Source organism: Zooshikella ganghwensis DSM 15267 (genome assembly GCF_000428585.1).
Classification (GTDB): domain Bacteria; phylum Pseudomonadota; class Gammaproteobacteria; order Pseudomonadales; family Zooshikellaceae; genus Zooshikella; species Zooshikella ganghwensis.
Map to the genome: position 1 here is coordinate 1 of NZ_AUAF01000034.1, position 20,831 is coordinate 20,831.

Sequence of the window (20,831 nt, forward strand, 5' to 3'; positions counted from 1 at the left end):
TTATTCACGAGTGATAGGCTTTGCACGTAATCAGTTGAAAGTAGGTATGATGAATATAGTTTATAACATGAGGCGGTTCGTGACATTAAGTAGGAAAAGTGCGCCTGCAATTTGAAAAAAGTATGAACTATCTCTTTTTGTGGGATAGTAATTAGCACTGTAGAGCCCATAAAATGTGAATTTTGGTGTCAAATAATAAGCAGTCGTATTTACCTTCGATAATTTAAGATCTTGCCTAAAAATATTGAAATTTTGGTAACATTTTTAGAGGTGCCCCCTAGTTAATTACGCATAAAGTAAGCGCATATTACTGCGCTTACTCATCATTGATTAAAAACAATTTGCATTGTGAGGCTGGACCCTACCATACCTAGCCTTTCACACAAACAATTTGCTTTAAGGTATAAACCACTTCGATTAAATCTGACTGAGCAGCCATCACGTTATCAATAGGTTTATAAGCAGCTGGTGTTTCATCAATCACAGCCTCATCTTTACGACACTCAACCCCTTGAGTTGCCACCAAGTGTTCTGCCAGTGAAACTACTTTCTTCGCTTGAGTACGCGACATAACACGTCCAGCACCATGACTACAACTGTTGAAACTTTCAGGATTTCCTTTACCTCTTACGATAAAAGATTTTGCCCCCATACTTCCTGGGATAATACCTAACTGCCCCTCTCTCGCACTCACTGCCCCCTTACGAGTAATCCAGACATCCTTTCCATAGTGATGCTCACGATTTACGTAATTATGATGGCAGTTTACTGCTTCAACATGCGCCTCAAAGGTACGATTCAGTGCTTTTTGTACTGCTTGAATCACACGCTGCATCATGACTTCTCGGTTAATACGAGCATAGTTTTGTGCCCATTCAACACTTTGCATGTAGTCAGTAAATAAATTTGACCCTTCGGGCAAGTAAGCCAAGTCACGATCAGGCAGTTGAATTTGCCAGCGTTCCATTTCTTTTTTAGCAAGCTCAATAAAGTGAGTACCAATTCTGTTACCTACGCCACGGGAACCGCTATGTAACATAAACCAAACACTGTTCTGCTCATCTAAACAGACTTCTATAAAATGGTTTCCTGTACCAAGAGTTCCTAGATGATTTACGTTATTGGTTTGCTTCAAGACCGTATGCTTTTCCTGCAGCTGATCAAACACAGGCGCCAGTGCACGCCACGCATTAGCAACATCTTGCGGAATATCACCCCAGGCACCTTTATCCCGCCCTTTTCTGGCTCTAGCTGAACGCCCATGAGGAACCGCTTGCTCAATTGCACTTCGAATTCCACCAAGGTGTTCAGGTAAATCACTGGCGTTGAGTGATGTCTTACATGCCATCATTCCACAGCCTATATCAACACCAACAGCAGCCGGGATCACACAGTCAACCGTAGGTACCACACTACCTATTGTGGCTCCCTTACCTAAATGGACATCCGGCATTACCGCCAGCCATTTATACACAAAGGGTAACTGAGCTATATTCAATAACTGTTGTTTAGCGGCTTGCTCAAAGGCAACATCACGGGTCCAAGCTTTAATGGGAACACCTTTTTGTCCTTGAACAACTTCATATTTTCTACACATTGGAATGCTATCTCATTTAGTCAAAATCAGGTAAGGTAAACCATATATAACAAAGACCATGCCAAAAATTTTTTTACACTAAATTCAATAGGATAGCAGTTAGCCGCTCAATGGGGACTATCAAAAAAGATAGATAATTATCAAATAAGTGAGTGACATATGCCTACCCATACTACCCACTTCCCATTACTGCATCACCCTGTTATTCGCAAACTCTATGGAGCCTGGCGAAAATACCTTTATGCAATGAATGCACAGTGTGACAGCCAAACTCAGCATAAGGTTTTTGCCCAGCTCATTTCCCAATATCAGCAAACCCACCGCCATTACCATAACATTTACCATCTTGCACATTTAATGACACTTGCGGAACGATTTGCCGATTTAAGTCATGACTTACCAACAATTATGTTGGCCATCTTTTATCATGATAGTGTGTATAAGCGGTTTAGTCGGAGAAATGAATTAGCGAGTGCGAATCAAGCAAAAAATGAGTTATTGGATTTGGGTGTGGCACCAGCACAAGTAGAATGCATTAGCCAGTGGATACTTTCGACAATACATCACCAGCCCTCCTCAAATAGTAAAGACGAGCAATTATTTCTCGACCTGGATTTAGCCATTCTTGCAGCACCTGAAGCGCTTTATCAACGATACCAGCAGCAAGTACGCATGGAGCACCGCTTTATACCTTATCGTTTATATAAACGCCTAAGAAACCAAGTGCTTTCCAAGCTGCTATCACGTTCAACCCTCTACTTTACACCAGCACTACAAGCACGCTGGGAGCAACAGGCCAGAAAAAATATCATGCAGGAAATTAATGGAGAAGTTATAACAGAGTCTAGCTTTAAAGAGTGTGGCGCCTAGCCCAATACACCTGAGTTTCCTCCAAAAAAAAGCTACCTTACGGTAGCTATAAAATGTTGTTGGAAACAATATCTTCGTTGGGCTGATATTTTCAAGCCAACAGCGCTAAGAAGCCGCCTGACGTATATTTTCAAGCGTTTTCTTGCCTACTCTTGGTAGTGAAGTCAATACTTCTTCTGGCGCGGCTGCAATCGCACTTAGTGACGTATAACCTTGATTAAACAATGTTTTAGCATTTGCCAGCGATAACCCCGTAATCACTCGCGTCTCTTCCTTAATAATCAAGTCACTTATCCAGTCTTCTTTGTTTTTAAGCTTTTTTTGCCCCCAGCTATGCCAAAGTGGGTTTTCTTCCATCTTGGCGCTCAAATCTTTAAGCTTTTCTTCATAGCCTAAATTACTCTCAACAACTTCTCGACATGCTAGCAAGAACGCCAAATACTCAGCCTCTTTAACAAAGCCAATATCACTTTTTAACATGCCATTTTCGTCAACACGAAGGGCAAAATCTGCAGCCTTTAACCACTCACCCTCTTTCTTCGAAGTCGACGCTTCAGGCAATTCAGCAATCTGTTTACCATGTTGTTGAAGCACATCTAACGAGGTATATAGTGTTAAGTTAGCAGCAAATACAAAAGTCTCTTCTTTCGTCACACTTAATGGTGCTTCTGGTGACTGATCAAATGTCTCTTGCGTCTCTGTAACCGGCTTAATTTGCTCATCACACTCGCTTGATTTCTCATTAACTGAGTCAGACTGTATTGAGTTATCATCAGGCTCATTCACAAAGGCTTTGGTTTGTGTCTCCTCAGTAAACTCTCTATCTGTTACTGAGTGAGTATTAGCCTGATTATTTTGGGCCTGAAGCGTTGTGTGCTGTTGATCATCGGAATGACCGTTATTATTCGCTTTATCGCTAGCGTTATCCTCACTAGCTTTTCCACTAAACCATGAAAAAAGTTTTTTAAACATTCAGCCTCCGTCATTAAAACGTACTGAAAGTATCTTCAATAATGACTTGGTTATGATTTCCATTTCGAAAAAATGTATTTACTTATCAGCCAAACCACACACTTAATTTAGCTTCATCCAATTCCAAACCAGCAACATACTACTGATACACTTATGGCACTAAATATCAGCAACAATTAATACTTGCTTTTTGTTCATGAATTACACACCGTATAAGTCTTAGCCTCATCATCTTCTTTAATATACCTTGTCAACGGCATATACTGCTTATGGTGGATGACAAGTGTCATAAAATTCAAGTCCCTATTGAAAATTTAATATATTACAGTGAAATATACCCAGTACGAAGTTTTTTTGGGGTGGCCGTCAAGTGATGAAGCCCCAGGCGCTTATATTAATAAGTGACTGAGGTGAAGAGCACCGACAACAAACCCTTAAAATAATTCGTGAAGGGTATAAAGTTACACGGGGTAAGAATTCAATAGTACTCTATGATAAAAAGCCTTGACCAGTTAGAAACCAAAAATCAAACAAAAAAACACTATATTTATGAGACAACTCACACTAAAAAATAGCACTTAAGCATTATAGATATCACAACAATACACAATAAAACATAATGTCACATGGATATATACAGTGATTAATCCTCGTAACCTACAAACTTCGACAAATAACCAAAACCACCTAATTGCTTTACTTGCCGTCTAATCCAGTTGCTGCGCTTAACAACATAGTTGGATGGCCGATCGGCTCTATATATTACCGGGTTCGGTAAAACCGCTGCTAATCGCGCAGCTTGCCAGCCATTCAGTTCACTGGCTTTAATTCGATAGTACTGTTGTGCTGCTTGCTCTACACCGTAGGTACATTCACCAAACTGAGCAATATTCAAATACACCTCTAAAATACGCTTTTTTGGCCAAAGCAACTCAATCAGCATAGTAAAGTAAACTTCTAACGACTTTCTAAACATGTTTTTTGCCGGCCAAAGAAATACATTCTTTGCCACCTGCTGTGAAATAGTGCTACCACCACGTATTTTCCCCGTCTTTAAACGGGTTTGTAACGCGCTTTGCAGAGCTGCAAAGTCTAAGCCCCAGTGTGTTGCAAACTTTTGATCCTCTGCAGCTATTACCGCAATGGCAAGGTGTTTCGATGTTTGAGACCATGGAACCCACTGATAACGAAGAGTTGAGCAAGGAGAGTGAGCAGACAACCGCTGTTGTAACATAAATGACGTTGTTGGTAAGGGTAACCAACGAAAAAGTAAAACCAACAATACCGAAAAGAAAACCCAGATTAGCACTAGACGCTTTATGAAGTGCTTTACACGCTCCATTAAGCCTTGCTTTTTGCGTTTATGCCGAGCTTTTTTAGTCACCATATGTCTTAAACTGTTAAGTCTGGAGTTGACAAAAAATACTCCAAAAGGGTTATTTTCCTGGTTCACCTGCGAGCTGTTGGGCTCACAAAAACATAAATAGTTCCTAGTGGTCCTCGCGCCAAATATACCCAATACGAATGGTTTTTAGGTGCGGCCATCGAGTGACGAAGCCCCATGAGCCTATATTAATAGGTGATTGGGGTGAGGAGTGAAGATAACAAAACCTAGAAATCATTCGTGAAGGGTATAGGATAGCAGCTTCTTTGCTTACAATGCAGTATTATACGAACCAATCACCAGGGCCTGTTAACAGCCTCTAAGATACCCAGATATAAAAAAGTATGAGTTATATCATACTTTTAAAACTTCCGCGAAACCCCAACGATGACGAAGTGACTAACCCTAGAACATATTTTCTCCATATCAGTGGTATAACCTGTCCGCTGAGTCAAAGCTGTTAACTACTGCTATAGGGGATAATACTAAGCTAACTCACTAAACCAATAGAAAGGCCTATAATGAAAAATACGTTAAAACTTACACTTTTAGCTACCGTACTTTGCTTACACATACCTGCACATGCCGATACTGCAAGTCATCAGGCAGCAGCAGAAGAATTACTGAAAGTGATGAAAGTGGAAAACATGTATGAACCTTTGTTCAGCCAATATAAAACAATGTTTACTTCCCAATTAACTCAATATGCTAAAGATCCTGCTACTAAAGCTAAAGTGGAAAAGCATGTTACCCAAATCACATCAATTCTTCAGTCAGAACTTACTTGGAGTGCTATCAAAAAAGATTTCGTTAACATCTATATGAAGCATTACAATGAAAATGAATTAAAAGAAATGACTAAGTTTTATCAAACACCTGTCGGCCAAAAAACTATTAATATCATGCCAACAATTTCCAAAGAGTCTATGCAAATAGCTCAAGAACGTGCGAAAAAACTAACCCCTCAAATTCAAAAAATATCAATGGATCTCATTAAATCATTAAATACTGAAAAAAAGTAACCGCACCACTCGGTTATAAAACTCACGATAAGTTTATACCCTTAAGTCAAAGGGTATAAATTATTTCTCCACCTATCCCTTCATACAATACTTTCGATAAAGGTTTATACTTACCAATGAGTGTTGCAGACCAGGATAAACACTCATGTAAAACACTTGTTCACTTTATGAAACATATTGACAAGTAATGCCTTTAAATCACAGCAATTTCTTGCTACATGACTAAGTTTTTGATAAAAAATGACTTAACCAAGACCGTCTCAAGCCAAGCGACTAGCAACTGTAGTCTTGCAATTTGCTTACCTTGCAACAACATCGGATAGGTATGAAAACGTTAAAACCCTTATTTGAAAAGAACCAAGCATGGGCAGCTCGGGTTACTCAAGAAAGTCCAGATTTTTTTGCTAACTTGTCAGCCCAGCAGTCACCTGAAATTCTGTGGATTGGCTGCTCAGATAGCCGAGTACCTGCTAACCAGATTGTTGATATGGAGCCAGGCCAGCTATTTGTCCACCGCAACATCGCTAATCAAGTAATACAAAGCGATCTTAACTGCTTATCTGTTGTAGAGTATGCCGTCAATATTTTAAAGATTAAGCACATCATTATTTGTGGGCATTACGGCTGTGGCGGTGTAAAAGCTGCTTACGATAATGTACAAGATGGCTTGGTCTCATATTGGCTTGCCCACATTCGAGATATTCACTTGAAGCATCAAGAAAACCTGGCAACGTTTAACAAAGAAGATCAGCTTGCTAAGCTTTATGAACTCAATGTCATTGAGCAGGTCTACAACCTTTGTCGCACACCCGTCATACAAAAAGCCTGGCAACGAAACCAAACGCTTTCCATTCATGGCTGGATTTATAGCCTACAAACTGGCTTATTAACCGATTTATCCGTATGCGTTAACCATGAACATGAGCTAGATCAAGAGTACAATAGTGCAATCGAAGCCTGCTACCGATCTGCAACAAAGTCTTAAACCTCTATGGGATCTACTCTTGAGATACTTTAGGGGTCCCCGGTGCAGTATACCGGTCATACAGTGCATGATAAAAGTCTGTTTGTTTAGCTTGTTGAATCACTTTATTTAAGTATTTTACATCTGACTCAGACACACTGGCTCGACTGAAGATGATAAATAGGGGATTATCATGCACATTATAAGGATGAATATCGACTGAGTCAGTTATCCCCATTTTTTCTACCTGATGCTTAAGAAAAATCACATCATTAATCACACCATCTGTGCGTCGATTAACCAATCGATTTAGATGCTTATCCGTTTCAGCATCAAGGGTAAGTAAATACTTGTACTTTGTATTCTTTTCTATTTGATCGAACTCAGTACCATACCATGCACCCAACAACCCTGTTAGATGCATGTCAAAGTTAGCAATATCACTTAATTTTTGCAGTGGCCAACGCACTACTTCCCCTTTTCTAACCACAATTCTCATCTGTTCCCAACGATACTCTTCGGAGTAATACGCATACTGGCTGCGCTCTTCAACCCATGAAGATGCAGCTGTGAGGTCTACTGAGCCATGCTTAATCTCATATAACACTCTATTCCAGGGAAGTGCCTTAAATATTAATCGACACTTCGCCAGACGAAACACTTCTTTAACAAACTTGATATCAAGTCCAGTGACTTCTTCATTGACATCGTAATACATCAACGGCTCATAGTCGTCGCTCCACCCCATTATAAATTCTTTCTTTTTACAGTTCGCAGAAACACTTAGTGAAGCGACAATACCGACTATCGTTAACACCAGCCATCCAAAACTAAAACAACTATCATTCATTTTAACCGCCCTACAAGTATTTCTTAATTATAATATCGAGTGGCGAATAAATACCGTCTTTTGATTTACCTTTAATAATATCTACTCCCTTTTGTAATAACTTTACTGCTTCTGGGTTTGATTGTTTATTAAAGGAAAAATGGGTTTTCGTTTTAGATACCACATATACAACTTCAAAATCTTTTGAGTTATAACCTAAATTATCTAACACCCAGTAACCAACAATATCATCATAAGACCATACGTGAATACGCCTTTGTGCAAGCATTTTGGCTAAGTTTTGCGGATAGCTTGCGATATAAATCCCTGACTTTGGTATACCCAAGTTAACGATAACTCGTTCACCAATATCATCTCGAACGACACCTATTCGTAAATTGTGTAAATCGGCGACATTAGTAACGTGCAGCTTACTGTCTTTACGAGCAATTAAACTATTATTAACCTCCATAATAGGTCCGACCCACGTAAATAGGTTTTCACGTTCTACAGTTTTACTCATTCCAAAAAGCACAACATTTTTTTCTGACAGTACACGCTTATACCCCCTTGCCCAGGGTAAAACTCTAATTTCAGAGCGTTCAACTTTACAATTAACTGAGGTTGAAGCGGCTATCAAAATGTCAACAACAATACCTTTCAGTACATTTTGCTCAATATAGCTATGTGGAGGGTATTCTTCTGTAATAAAGGTAATATCCTGCAAAGGACAGGAAATTGTCGAAATTGAATAGGTAATTAAAAAAAATATGCCAACAAATCTAATCATTTAAACAAATAATCATACAAAAATTATTTACTTAGCTTGTTTTTATTTTAGTCTTTATTTGATAAGAACACATTGCTACCTCCCTGCAAGAATACATTACATGTATAAACAGTATTTTTTAAACAAGGAGGCAAAGTTGTTTTGTCAATATACCCGTAAGCAAAGAATTTTTAGCAATAATCGCTCCCCTTGGAGTATAAAGATAAGTTTACAAAACACCCTCTGGTAACAGCTGCCCACCATCAACAACCAATGTCTGACCTGTAATAAAACTAGCATCTTTACTCGCAAAAAAAGCAACAGCTCGTGCAATATCATAAGGCGTGCCAAGCTTGCCTGTTGGAATAGCCTGTGCTACAGATTCGATGTAATCATTTCCCTGTTCCAGAAGAGCTTCCGTTATAATATTACCTGGCAATACAGCATTAATCGTTACATTATGTGATACCAACTCCAATGCCGCACTTCTCATAAAACCCAGCATTGCCGCTTTACTGGCTCCGTAATGTGTCCAACCTGGATATCCTGTAAAAGGCCCTGTAATTGATGACATTAATACCACTCTTCCAAATTTTTGCTGCTGTAATAATGGTAAAAACCCCTTAATTGTGAAGAAAACACTTTTCAGATTGGTATTTAAAACAGTATCCCACTCTGACTCCGTTATTTTATCCATCGTATTACTCGGGTAAATACCGGCACAACAGCACAAAACATCAAGCTTGCCATAAGTATTGCAGATATAAGCAACCAGCTCTTGTTGACATTGCTTTTCGGTTAGATCAGCTTGAAAAAATACAACTTGCTTACCCTGCTTTTTATACAACTCAGTTAACTGCTCACCTTGTGTTTGGTCTCGGCCGACAAAAACAACAGTAGCATTTTCAGCAGCAAAGTAATCAACTATTCCCTTGCCAATCCCCTTGGTACCCCCTGTAACAACAACCACTTGATGACTAAACTGACTCATGAGAACTCCCTTTTCTTAAAGTACTACATCGCTATTTATACTTATACTGATGTATTTTTTGGGAGCAGGTCAAGTAATACATTATCGGTAATAAGCTATACCAAACTCCGTACCCGATGAAAATTCTGCTTACTGAGCACTCTTCAAGTTTGAGAAAAAGTAGTGCAAATCACTATTTAACCTATGTTATGCTTGTTCGCCCTGATGGTTTGTACACTGTCAGTACCTATGGCTAGGTGCTTGTGTTGGTGGTTTCGTACCCTTACTTTATTCCGGTAGAAGATAGCCTGAGAGGCTTAGCTATCACTTTTATTTTATAGTGGTAGCATTATCTGCTATAGAATATAGATATAGAGAGTAATAACAGTACCATCTCAGGTTCCATCTCAGTCACTATACTAGATGTATAGTGGGTCAATAGTCACAGACCTTAGGTGTCTGCCTGTAACGAGTGGCGCACCAAAGGATTGAGTCAGATCTGGTATCGTTTCCACTTTACTGGGTAATGTTTAACCAACTAATCTAAAAGCTAACTTATGTCATTACTGATTGAAAAGAACACAGTTGTCAGCTTCCACTATACCCTGACGAATGCAGAGGGTGATGTACTGGATCGTTCAGAGCAAGATGCACCTATGACTTACCTCCATGGTGCAGGAAACATTATCCCAGGGCTTGAAAGCGCACTTGTAGGTAAAACAACAGGTGATCAACTTAAAGTAACAGTAGCCCCTGAAGAAGGATATGGTGAAAAGCACTCTGACCTAATCCAAACTGTTTCCAGAGAACTGTTTGAAGGTGTTGAAGATATCCAGGCTGGCATGCAGTTTCAAGCTCAGTCTCCAGATGGTAACGTTCAGGTCATTCGGGTTGTAGGTGTTGATGGTGATGAGATCACAATTGATGCAAACCACCCTCTGGCAGGTGAGACACTTCACTTTGAAGTAGAAATCACGCAAGTACGTGAAGCTGCTGCTGAAGAGCTAGAGCATGGGCATGCCCACTAGTCGTTAATCTAGCGCTATACCCATTGCTGTGTCTGTAATGGGTATAACCCTGCTCTTCAAGCTTACAACATAATAGCCTAATGACTACCCCTCCTCCCAGTAACAATCTCCAACAACCTTTCACCTTCCCAACTCAAACACTGTAAACCAGACCTACTTATACCGCCCTCTCATCACAAAAAAATAAACCATCATGATATTTGAGGTAAGGCCTGACATGCCACAGCCTGAGTAAAGTACACTTAACCATTTACCACAAAAGCATCAAGAAAATAACTCACAATGAGCTCAACAGCTGTTATGCACTCTTTGGACAAAGTGTGCTTTAAATACGGTTAACCTGTAAAACTCTGCCAAGTGTTTTTTTAAACCTATAAAAAATCACTATTTTTAAAAATAGCCCAATACCAAAATTTTATTACAATTTATACATCTTTTATTCATATTATTTAAATACATCAATCTATTTAGTTAAGGAAGTACTAATTAACAATTAAGCCCATTTCTATTTACAAGTCCATTAGTTACTAAAAAGTATTGAAATTTTGTGATTTTTTTTATACTTTTAGTTTCACGAATAAAAACTCCCTAAACGCGATGTAAAAACCCACTTAATGAAGAAAGTTTTTTAAGAAAGGTAGTACGGTTTTAGTCAACAGTTACTGACTTATTAACTAACTACTATAAACTGTTCTATACAGAGACTCTAGAGACAAGATAATTTACAAACTTCAGAGAGTTTGTTAAAAGTTATTATAGCAAGACATAGATACCTAATTTATTTAACACGAATATAGCTAAACTGTTATTTTTTATAAAATATAAACCCTGATTATGGGAACTCGTTTTTTTATTAAGCAACACTAGCACAACATAATACATTTCAATAAAAACAAACCATATTATTAACACACCATTAATAGAAAATTAAAAATTAGAAAGCAGGAGTTATGCATTTTTTTCTACAACCGCTAATACCCCTCTTTACTCATCAATTAGGGTGTATAAAAAGCCTTAAGCAAAGTGTTTACCCTGTAAACATGAAAGAATTTATTTTTTAGCACAACCCTGCAATTGCCTATTTATACTTACTATTTACCCTTAAAGGTCAATTATGACGTGGTCTGCCAAAAGTATTAATCCTGATCATTTTGTTGTTCCTGCCGATCTTAAAATAAATGCTGAGATTACTTCTATTCAACAACTGGCAAGCGATAAGTACACCACTACATGGATTCTTGACGAGTACGGAAAAATACATTTAGTCAATTACCATGATGGCCAACGAAAACACCCTGCAGACCTCACCTTCTTACATACCATATTACAAGAATCCAGTTATTCATTTTCCCAGATTCTTGCCAAAGATTCCGGCTCAATTTACGCGCTTGATACAAACAACCATATTCACCATTTTCAGTTGGATGACCAAAGCCTTACTTGGCAAGTTGCACAATCAACAACAGGTAATGATTCTCCCAGTAATTTACATCAAGCTATTCAACGCACAGACTTAACCTATACAGACTTATTGACATTTAAATCCAACCCAGCAGAAACCTTTGCTTCAGTCAATGCACTCTGGCAGCGATTAAAATCAGGTGAAACTAGCGTTAGCATTCCTGGAACAGGTAATAGTGTAGATATCTCTAACAATGTTTTAACTGGGCCAGCACCCTTCCCTAACAACGCATCTAAAAGCCTCACTGCTCCTCTAATTAATTACTTTAAAGCACACCTAATTAATATCGATCCCAGTAAACCTTGGTCCTCACATAGCTTCCCCCGTCCCATAAAAACGCTCTCCTATTTTCTGCAACACAAACTGACCGGACGAAAAGGATTATCAAACCTCTATCAAGCGACTAAAACGCTCTATGCAAGTCTTACCAATAAGTCCCATACTGCTGCCAGCAGCGTTAATATCAATACACTATTAAACCAGTTAAGCAGTGATGACCGTCCCAATAACCACCGACTAAATAACACGCAAGTTACTGACGCTAAAGAATTCCTAAGCTCATTATACAGTCACTCTGAGCAGCAGCTGACTCGTTTAGAAAAAAAACTGGGTATCTTAACAGAAGCTGGAACTCTTAACCCAAACTACAAGCCCAACAAAGCAGCACATATCACAGCAGCGTTAAACCCTAGCAGTACAACAGAAAACTTAACACACATTTGGAATAATTATTGGTCAACTTTTACCGATCAGGGTATAGAAAACTCAATAACAAACGTTAAACGCATTGCTCTGTTATTAGTTAGTAAGGAGACTTTTTTAAAAACGCCCTCTTCAAAAAATAACTTCCTGAACAGGGATCAGTATGACAATGTGAGCCTAATTAATGCTGACATTTCTCTCGATTTAAATACGCATCAACAAGTTATCGCCTTACTTAGAGAGGTTCAACTGAGAAAAATTACTGCTGTTGAATTTTCGTCCAGACTAGAATCAATAAAAAATAATTATACGAACAGTCCAATTAAAAAAGTCGCAGATTTAGGTTTTTCTAACTTTGATCGACTTGAAGCGGCCTACGACAGTTTTAAGTACTTTAGTAAAGTGCTAAACAAATCTCACCATGCCGTGAATGTCGCAGCAGGAACATCACTCGAAACAACAGATAGTAAAAGTACTATCGAAAAACTCCACAAGATTGTTAAAGATCTTTCACCAGGAGAGTCTATGTCCCTGGAGCGGAATTATGGCTTTGGCCTAGGCACAAGACTGGTTGTTAAAGGGGTTCCAGATCATCTTGACCCTATTCCTGTGGTAGCTTCAGGTATGGACCGCAGTTACCAACTGATTATTTCCAGAAGCGACAAGGGCTACAACGTCATTGTTGGTCGCGATGGCACTATTCCTCTCTTTTTAGGCTACAGTCGAGGAATGTCACATGAGATTAATGGCGATACAGGTAACAGCGCCTCTACAGAAGGTAGTGATTGGCAAACCAGGATAAGATTACCAGGTGTTTATGGTAAATTTCTCTTCCGGGCCAAGTTCAACAATGAAACAAATCTTGAACTATCAGAAGATGAGTTCGACCAGTTCTATAAACTCCTCACCAAAAAAGATGCAAATCCCCTCGAGTTAATGACCTATGCCCAAAAACTTGAGTTTAAACGTGGCCGAAAGCTGGCTTTCGATGCCGATGTAGGCGCTGGCACCGACCTAAATGTTGATAACAAGACTTTGCTGCCAGTTGACAGTATAAGCCAAATGTTGCGTTTTCGCGGACGTGCTCGAATTATGGTTAATGTGTTATCTGGCACTAAGGAATGGTCAAGCACGACAACGTCAACAGGAGAAAACAGTCATAGTCACTCGAATAACAGTCTTAATGTTGTTAATAAAGCAAAGGCTGAAATAGGTGTTGGCACAGTAATCCGTGGCGGGCCAGAAGCAGACCCTGTTGGTGGTGGAGGTATATCTAAAACAGACATAGCCATTGAAGCAGGTATTGATAATAAGAGTGGCAAAAAATACGACTGGAGCTTTGTTAAAGCAGACTCGGTCGAGCTGGAAAAATGGTCAGAAACAGCAACCAAACTACTTACCCAACGCCAAAGTCAGCTCAATAGTTCATTACACAATCATTTAATACTGCTTGAAAGCGTTCACTCCAGTGATGAAGTGAGTATTCTTATTCCCAAACTGCAAAAGGGAATTGACCAACTGTTAGCAACTGATAATATCGCACCTCAATTACGTAGCCAGCTTAATGAGCTTAATCTACTAATTCAACAGCAAACCCTTGCTGACAAGGGTTATAGCCAACTAAGTAAAGTCAGTTATAGTAAAACATACTCCAATTTAAATCGTATTGATCAACCCTCTTTTTGGCGCCAGCTTTTTCCCAATAGTGAAAGCCATGTACACGGTTTACAGCAGCTAATAAAAGACGATGCAAAGTTTCGTGTTATTGTTGCAGCATTACAGGCTTCTGAAGGAACAGAGTTAAAAATTAAACTGAGCCTAACAGATGACGCTAGAGTTAAACTTCAAGACTTATTACTTAATAATGAGTCACAAATGAATGAAAATTTTGGTGATGAATTAACAAAAATTATCAGCCAAGAAAGCAATTATCGTATTCAGTCGATGGAAGTGGCTGCAGCAACTCAAAATCAAACATCCTTTGATGTATTTGTCGGCGCTAAATATAAAAGTACTGCTTCATTTGGCGTAAAAAGGCAATTAGGCAAAGTAGAATTTAATTATCAAGATGGCGTTCTTACCGGTTATCAACTATCGGGTGATTTAAATGAGTTATCCGCCACCAACTTAACCCGTGCTATCAATAACTTAAATAATAAACGCCATATCGCAGATCCTAAACTCCTGTCTGACTTAACAGAATCATTACAGCAGACAAGGGCTGATCCAGACACACCTTCTCACTCAAAGCTCATGAAAAGTGCTCGAACCATCGGCAAATTCAATATGGGCTTACAATTAGCACAATTACCAGGGGCAATTTACCAAATACAGGACGCCATTAATCGTGGCGATGTCAAAAATGCAGTTAAAGGAGGACTTGCTACAGGCTTTGATACGCTAGACTTGTCTCTTGACCTTATTGCCAATAGCCGACATATGCAGCATTTATCTCAACGGCTAGCTAACTCAGCAGGCAAAGCGGGTGCTTTTACCAGTTTTGTTGGCGCCGGGTTATCTGCTTGGAGTGCTGTTGACTCCTTCAATGAAGCAAGTAGAACTACAGGTCAAGCCAGAGTTGATGCCATCGTCAATGGATCATTAGCTATCGCCAGCAGTTTAGTGGCAATTGCTACAGGTTTAGCATCATTAGTCACTGCTGCTGCGGGACCCATAGGTGCAGCTATTGGACTGGCCATAGGTATCGCCCAAGGAATATATAATGCAGTTCGTGTTACCCAACAATTACGCGAGGCGGGTATCAGCGAGGGTGATTTATGGCGAGCTGGTGCTGCAACATTCTTTGGTTTCCCTGTACCTGAAGATATCCAAAATAAGGCTGTTCGTAATCAGGTTTTCAAAGCGTATCAAGACCAAATGAGTAAGCAATTTGAGCAATTAAGCCGCTCTGGAATTGATAAGTTGGTCTACAGCGAAGGACATGTCGAAACCAGCTATGGTAAATATATTGCTCAAGCAGATCGCCATGACTATCACAACTTATCAAGTGCTGAGTATCAGGAATATTTACGGCATGTACCTAACAATAATGAAGGTCTCGTATTTGGTCACAAGCCTAAAGCAGCATTAGTCATGGAAAAGGCAAACTTGAGCAGTACTGGTACTACCTTATTTATGCTAGGAAAAGGCTACGATGCTGCAAATGGAGATTTAAATCGTAAAAATATTTTTCAAATAAATGGCTGGGGTAGAAAACATTTAACCGGTGGTAATCAAAGTGATTTTTTTGAATTTAATGGATGGCGTCATGGCGAAGGTAATGCAGATGACGGAAAATCAACATTTAACGGCGGCAAGGGTGAAGATACAATCTCATTCCGCAGTTACTTTAGTCATCGTCCCTCACGCTACAGTCATGGTATAACAATTGATTTAGCAAAAGGTACCGGTGATACCCCTGCCACCTATAATTTTCAAATCAGCCAAATTGAACACGTGCTAGGTTCAGAAAAAAATGACCAAATAAAAGGTAATGACTTAAATAATGCACTTACCGGCTTTGAGGGAGATGATATATTAGAAGGTCTGGCTGGCGATGATACACTGGCAGGCGGTAAAGGAAATAACCAGCTTAAAGGTGGTCAAGGCCATGACTCTTACTTAGTTCAAGCTGATGATATTGAAGGTACTGAGTCTGGCAACCTCATTAATAACTATGATAATCACTACCAAAAGAACTGGCAGGAGTTATACGACGATTATTATGCATCAGGAATGCGTCTTAGAGAACGCGGTATTTCCTATCTTGATGATGACTCATTAAATACCCTTGCAACACAGTCACGCTGGCATGCAGATCATCATATCAAAAAACCCAATACTTCATTACCTGTTAACCCTGCTGAAGACTTTATAGTTACCAATATTTATAATCTGGAGCTTATACAGCAAGATAAAAATTTAGTGGTTCAAACTCAGCAATCATCATTACGCTGGCAACAGTTATGGCAACAATTACAACGTGTCAAAAATCAAAACAATGAGCAAGCAAGCTATTATACTGCGTGGCAAAAACTACTTACTCAACGTTTACCCTCCGTAAATATTAGCCAGGCACTGTTAACTGCTATTGATCAAACTATTGAGCAACCTGCAGCAATAGCAGGCCGAGATCCTCATCTTGTAACTATAAAAGCTCAGCTGGGAGATACATCCCAATACCAAGCTATCGCAACGGTTGAGAATTATTATGAAGGACGTGCCTGGCAACATTTATCATTAATGGACTTACAGGGTAATCGTTATTACTTTTCAGCATTGGAGGAAAACAAGCCTCTTACCGTAAATCAAGTACAACTCAGTGATCATCAGGAACTAACAGGGTATAACATTAATTTACGCACAGGTTTGGTAGAACAACAGCTTACTTCTGGAAAACAGGTGAGCAGCTTACTCAGTAGTCAGATTAACTTAGTTCAAGGTAGTAAAGGCAATGATGAAATTCGTGGAAATGAACAAGATAACTGGTTAGTAGGTGGAGCAGGTTTTGACAGAATATTTGGTGGGGCTGGTGATGATATATTAAATGCAGGTGAAAATGGTGGTCGACTCATTGGCGGGAACGGTCGGGATTTATACCAAGTCAATGGAAACCAACAGCAGGTTTTTATCAATAACAAAGCTGACGATGGGCTTTCCGATATACTTGAATTAACCAGTGGTTCTCACTCTTTAACAACGTCATTTTCCAATAAGCACTTAAAACTGCATTATCAAAACACTCAGATTATTTTGCGAGAATGGCGCTTAAATAGTGAAAATCAGCATCTTGCTGTTAAAATCACTGACTCAGAACAAGCATCATTTGGAAACCACTATTATCAAATTAATAATGAAGGCACATTGAGACTAAACTATTTACAGCTAAACACGGCCAATGTTAATTATTCTGTAAACCTGTCAACACATCAGCTAAGCTGGAATAATAATCATCAAACATTTTCATCGTCGATGGGCATGTTAGCCGATCAAGTCTTTATCACTTTAGGTGATGGAAATGATCACATTGTTGTTGATCAACAGCTTACATACTTAACCCTTGGTAAGGGACAAGATACAGTTGAAATGAGTGAAAAAAGCTCTGTTGTGGTAGTCGATAATTCGGCTACTGACAAACAACAAGACGCTATTAAATGGCAGTCACTCCAACAAGAGCAGCTAGAAGGCTACTTAGTCAATGATGATTTAGTGTTATTAAATCAAAGTAAACAACAGACGCTTATTGTTAAAGACTGGGCGGAGAAGGAAAACAATCAGCACATTACAATTACTACAGGAAATGGCGACCAACTGGGTACAAGGCAGCTAGAACAGTTAGTCCAATCAATGAGTCATATGCCTGAAGAGTCATCAGCATATGATACATTGACGAGTATTTACAGCAGGCTCAATACTGACAATATACTTACTGCTAACAGGTAATACTTTACAGGTATCCAAATGACTATTGTTTATTTGGATACCTTTTTCAACACAGAAGTTAACTAGGGCCTGTTAACACTATTTGAATATCACTAAAAATAGCGAAATCAAGGAATGAGCTAATATGGAACTACAACCTACCATTCAGGCTGATCCACTTTTACTACAAATTGTTGAAAACTTTATTCAAAAGGATATGCGCCTTAATATAACAGTCAGCATTAATGGGCTATTAATCAAGGGCCAGGCTATAAGCTTTCAAGATTACTTAAAAGAACTGGAAAATAGTTTTCTAAACCATGTCACTCTCGACCTAAGCGGCAAAGCAGAGACAACGGAAGAGTTTTTTAAATCAGTTAAAGCATCAGCAAGCTATCAACGCCAACATCATATTGCCCCGCATTACCTTCACTTGAACCAAGTTCATTATTTAAGTCAAGTAGATACCGACGTGCCTCGTCTATTAAGAATACCACTTATGGCAATCAACACCTTTGCTATTGGCTAAAAACCACCTCGCGACATAACCTTGAGGAAAATTACATATAAAAATAGTTTGCGATGGTTAGAGTTTGCGCCGAAACATCGAATAGATTAATTTGTTCTTCCTACAGTAGAAGACCACCTTTGGTCTCTACTGCTCATAGTATTGGCATTAATAAATAAGTGCAGGAGAAGGTATACCCTTCACGAATGATTTCTAGGTTTTGTTATCTTCTCTCCTCACCCCAATCACCTATTAATATAGGCTCATGGGACTTCGTCACTCGATAGCCGCACCTAAAAACCATTCGTATTGGGTATATGTCAAACAGTTTGCAGTAAGGAAGCGCTACTCAAGCATCATCTTCTGTAACTATTTCTGTAACAATGTTATTAACCTTATCCTCATCTTGCTCCCCATCAGCTGCTTTTAACTCCGCTGCAATTATTACATACTGGATAATATTATTCTGAATTAACCAGCGCAAAATCCATTCTAAAATTTTTAGACGCAACCTGACGTTCATAGCGATAGATGCTTTTAATGTATTTGTTTGTTGTTGAACCCAGTCACAAAATCCCCCTAAGACATCTGTCGTAATATCCTTACAGCTGATTAACCTGAAACCAGCTTTATCAAGTTTCTGCTTGTAGGCTGCTTCAGGAATAATATTTTCTTCTGGGATCTTACAAATCGCTAAAAAACGATTAAACAGCCAAGCTTGCCAAGGCACATTAAATGGTTGAGTTAGCAATATATCGGTAATCCCTATTAAGCCTTTAGGCTGTAAGACACGGCTTGCATTATCAAAAAAAGCTTGCTTATCTGAAAAAAAATAGATGCAATCTAACGCTACAATTTTATCAATGCTTTTATCTTCCTGTTGTGTCAGCTGCATATAGTTACCAGAGAGCAGCTCTACTTGGGGATAAGCTTGGCAACGTTCACGAGCTAATTGTAAACGCCAAATATTCAAACCACAGGCTTTTATAGCATCAACCTGATACAAGTCAGCCCATACCAGCAACTGGTCAGGAGAACGAAAACCCGCATCAAACAAGTGATCTTTGGGAACAAGTTGGACCTCATCTGCAACAAGCCCAGCAAGATTCATACATGCTTGCACATAGTTATTGACATTTCGCCAATAGCCAAAATTACACCAAGTGAACAAGGGCGCAGATGATGTATTAAGTAACCATTGCTCAGGGGTAAAAAATTCTCCATTTACGCGCTGCTCATTGATCGAGCCACGACATACGCTGATGAAAAAGCCTGCCATCCCCGACATGACAAGCCAAGTCAAAACCACCCCAATTATTAATCCTAAAATAAACATGATGTCCTTATTCTATTTAAACTGGACTATCCATTTTATACACAAGTCATTTGGTGACTGCTCTTGTGCTATTGAATCCTTCTTGCATCAACACAGGTTGCTATACCATCTACATTAAAGGTTTAAGTTATAAATACTATGCCTTTTATAATTTTATCCTATCAAACATAGACTAAAACTGAGTAACCTTTGTTGTATGTAGCTGCAAAGGCCTTTGCGCGACAACCCTGCTAACCCGCTTAACCCCATAGGTTCAAAGGACACACATACGTCTATGTTAGTGTAGCACTCCATCCGCAGATAATTTTTAATTGAACATTGTTTAAAATATGCTATCATTCTGAACACTGTTTAATTGTTTACTTTCACCCTTTAATTGAACACTGTTTAATATGGCAAGGCGTAACCAGCACACTAAAGACGAAATTCAACAGCTTTCACTTCAAGCATTGGAAGCCTTACTTTATGAGCACAATCATGAAGCAATTAGTACGCGCATGGTGGCTAAAGCCATCGGGTATACTGTAGGTACTTTATACACGGTATTTAAACATCAAGCCGATATGCTATTGCATGTCAACGCCAGAACCATGGATCGCATGTTTTTACACTGCCAGAGAGGCATATCAGACTCTAATACCGCTGAACATAACCTAACACTCATGGCTTTAAGCTATCACCAGTTTGCCCTACAAGAGCCAAATCACTGGAATCTGGTCTTTTCACTTAGACTTCCTGAAAATGAACCACTCCCTCAGTGGCAACAAGCCAATATTGACCGAATCTTTCATTTGTTAGAATACGAGCTGGCTCGCTTGTCCCCGGAAACATCCCCGCAATCTATTCAAAAAAATGCCCGTATTTTATGGAGCGGTGTGCATGGAATGACGACACTTAGCCTTAATAATAAGTTATTTATTGAAGGTATCACTGATGTGGAAACGCTATTAACAAACCTTGTTCATCAGCTGGTATTAACCTGGTCAGGAGCATAAGC

General features: G+C 39.2%; 14 protein-coding genes. 7 read left to right on the forward strand and 7 right to left on the reverse strand.

Going from position 1 to position 20,831, the window contains the following annotated elements:
* Window positions 1-370 precede the first annotated feature (370 nt).
* Complete coding sequence (locus F607_RS0109815) at window positions 371-1,597, reverse strand: RtcB family protein (RefSeq protein ID WP_027707954.1); 1,227 nt, start codon at window positions 1,595-1,597, stop codon at window positions 371-373.
* A 159-nt stretch (window positions 1,598-1,756) separates the two neighbouring features.
* On the opposite strand from F607_RS0109815, the gene F607_RS0109820 reads away from it, so the two are divergent.
* On the forward strand, window positions 1,757-2,467 hold the full coding sequence (locus F607_RS0109820) for an HD domain-containing protein (protein WP_027707955.1): 711 nt from the start codon (window positions 1,757-1,759) through the stop codon (window positions 2,465-2,467).
* Window positions 2,468-2,572: 105 nt separating this feature from the next.
* On the opposite strand, the gene F607_RS0109825 is transcribed toward F607_RS0109820, so the two are convergent.
* The gene (locus F607_RS0109825) at window positions 2,573-3,439 is read right to left on the reverse strand and encodes a helix-hairpin-helix domain-containing protein (RefSeq protein ID WP_027707956.1); all 867 of its coding nucleotides are present in this window, start codon (window positions 3,437-3,439) and stop codon (window positions 2,573-2,575) included.
* Between the two features lie 643 nt (window positions 3,440-4,082).
* The gene (gene mtgA / locus F607_RS0109830) at window positions 4,083-4,826 is read right to left on the reverse strand and encodes a monofunctional biosynthetic peptidoglycan transglycosylase (protein WP_230400386.1); all 744 of its coding nucleotides are present in this window, start codon (window positions 4,824-4,826) and stop codon (window positions 4,083-4,085) included.
* 518 nt (window positions 4,827-5,344) lie between these two features.
* Between mtgA and F607_RS0109835 the strand changes: the two genes are divergently transcribed.
* Together F607_RS0109835 and can are read left to right on the forward strand one after the other, a co-directional pair.
* Complete coding sequence (locus F607_RS0109835; protein ID WP_027707958.1) at window positions 5,345-5,845, forward strand: DUF2059 domain-containing protein; 501 nt, start codon at window positions 5,345-5,347, stop codon at window positions 5,843-5,845.
* A 325-nt stretch (window positions 5,846-6,170) separates the two neighbouring features.
* Window positions 6,171-6,830, forward strand: coding sequence for a carbonate dehydratase (can, locus tag F607_RS0109845; RefSeq protein WP_027707959.1), 660 nt, complete (start codon window positions 6,171-6,173; stop codon window positions 6,828-6,830).
* A gap of 13 nt (window positions 6,831-6,843) precedes the next feature.
* On the opposite strand, the gene F607_RS0109850 is transcribed toward can, so the two are convergent.
* The 3 genes from F607_RS0109850 to fabG all read right to left on the reverse strand — a co-directional run bounded on the left by F607_RS0109850 (window position 6,844) and on the right by fabG (window position 9,398).
* Window positions 6,844-7,659, reverse strand: coding sequence for a substrate-binding periplasmic protein (locus tag F607_RS0109850; RefSeq protein ID WP_027707960.1), 816 nt, complete (start codon window positions 7,657-7,659; stop codon window positions 6,844-6,846).
* Window positions 7,660-7,669: 10 nt separating this feature from the next.
* Window positions 7,670-8,428, reverse strand: a complete 759-nt coding sequence (locus tag F607_RS0109855; protein WP_027707961.1) for a substrate-binding periplasmic protein — start codon at window positions 8,426-8,428, stop codon at window positions 7,670-7,672.
* Window positions 8,429-8,636: 208 nt separating this feature from the next.
* Window positions 8,637-9,398, reverse strand: a complete 762-nt coding sequence (fabG, locus tag F607_RS0109860; RefSeq protein WP_027707962.1) for a 3-oxoacyl-ACP reductase FabG — start codon at window positions 9,396-9,398, stop codon at window positions 8,637-8,639.
* A gap of 536 nt (window positions 9,399-9,934) precedes the next feature.
* On the opposite strand from fabG, the gene F607_RS0109865 reads away from it, so the two are divergent.
* The 3 genes from F607_RS0109865 to F607_RS0109875 all read left to right on the forward strand — a co-directional run bounded on the left by F607_RS0109865 (window position 9,935) and on the right by F607_RS0109875 (window position 18,519).
* Window positions 9,935-10,405 carry an FKBP-type peptidyl-prolyl cis-trans isomerase gene (locus F607_RS0109865; RefSeq protein ID WP_027707963.1) on the forward strand — a complete coding sequence of 157 codons (471 nt, stop codon included), beginning with the start codon at window positions 9,935-9,937 and terminating at the stop codon, window positions 10,403-10,405.
* A 1,114-nt stretch (window positions 10,406-11,519) separates the two neighbouring features.
* On the forward strand, window positions 11,520-18,011 hold the full coding sequence (locus tag F607_RS0109870; RefSeq protein ID WP_027707964.1) for an AvrE-family type 3 secretion system effector: 6,492 nt from the start codon (window positions 11,520-11,522) through the stop codon (window positions 18,009-18,011).
* Window positions 18,012-18,135: 124 nt separating this feature from the next.
* Window positions 18,136-18,519, forward strand: a complete 384-nt coding sequence (locus F607_RS0109875; protein ID WP_027707965.1) for a hypothetical protein — start codon at window positions 18,136-18,138, stop codon at window positions 18,517-18,519.
* A gap of 328 nt (window positions 18,520-18,847) precedes the next feature.
* On the opposite strand, the gene F607_RS0109880 is transcribed toward F607_RS0109875, so the two are convergent.
* On the reverse strand, window positions 18,848-19,834 hold the full coding sequence (locus F607_RS0109880; protein ID WP_027707966.1) for an SAM-dependent methyltransferase: 987 nt from the start codon (window positions 19,832-19,834) through the stop codon (window positions 18,848-18,850).
* Between the two features lie 392 nt (window positions 19,835-20,226).
* Here F607_RS0109880 and F607_RS0109885 point away from each other — a divergent pair, with 392 nt between their 5' ends.
* Complete coding sequence (locus tag F607_RS0109885) at window positions 20,227-20,829, forward strand: TetR/AcrR family transcriptional regulator (RefSeq protein WP_027707967.1); 603 nt, start codon at window positions 20,227-20,229, stop codon at window positions 20,827-20,829.
* Window positions 20,830-20,831 lie beyond the last annotated feature (2 nt).

Coding starts and splice junctions, on each gene's coding strand:
- F607_RS0109815 (WP_027707954.1), bottom strand. CDS start 1,597: ATGTGTAGAAAATATGAAGTTGTTCAAGGACAAAAAGGTGTTCCCATT.
- F607_RS0109820 (WP_027707955.1), top strand. CDS start 1,757: ATGCCTACCCATACTACCCACTTCCCATTACTGCATCACCCTGTTATT.
- F607_RS0109825 (WP_027707956.1), bottom strand. CDS start 3,439: ATGTTTAAAAAACTTTTTTCATGGTTTAGTGGAAAAGCTAGTGAGGAT.
- mtgA (WP_230400386.1), bottom strand. CDS start 4,826: ATGGTGACTAAAAAAGCTCGGCATAAACGCAAAAAGCAAGGCTTAATG.
- F607_RS0109835 (WP_027707958.1), top strand. CDS start 5,345: ATGAAAAATACGTTAAAACTTACACTTTTAGCTACCGTACTTTGCTTA.
- can (WP_027707959.1), top strand. CDS start 6,171: ATGAAAACGTTAAAACCCTTATTTGAAAAGAACCAAGCATGGGCAGCT.
- F607_RS0109850 (WP_027707960.1), bottom strand. CDS start 7,659: ATGAATGATAGTTGTTTTAGTTTTGGATGGCTGGTGTTAACGATAGTC.
- F607_RS0109855 (WP_027707961.1), bottom strand. CDS start 8,428: ATGATTAGATTTGTTGGCATATTTTTTTTAATTACCTATTCAATTTCG.
- fabG (WP_027707962.1), bottom strand. CDS start 9,398: ATGAGTCAGTTTAGTCATCAAGTGGTTGTTGTTACAGGGGGTACCAAG.
- F607_RS0109865 (WP_027707963.1), top strand. CDS start 9,935: ATGTCATTACTGATTGAAAAGAACACAGTTGTCAGCTTCCACTATACC.
- F607_RS0109870 (WP_027707964.1), top strand. CDS start 11,520: ATGACGTGGTCTGCCAAAAGTATTAATCCTGATCATTTTGTTGTTCCT.
- F607_RS0109875 (WP_027707965.1), top strand. CDS start 18,136: ATGGAACTACAACCTACCATTCAGGCTGATCCACTTTTACTACAAATT.
- F607_RS0109880 (WP_027707966.1), bottom strand. CDS start 19,834: ATGTTTATTTTAGGATTAATAATTGGGGTGGTTTTGACTTGGCTTGTC.
- F607_RS0109885 (WP_027707967.1), top strand. CDS start 20,227: ATGGCAAGGCGTAACCAGCACACTAAAGACGAAATTCAACAGCTTTCA.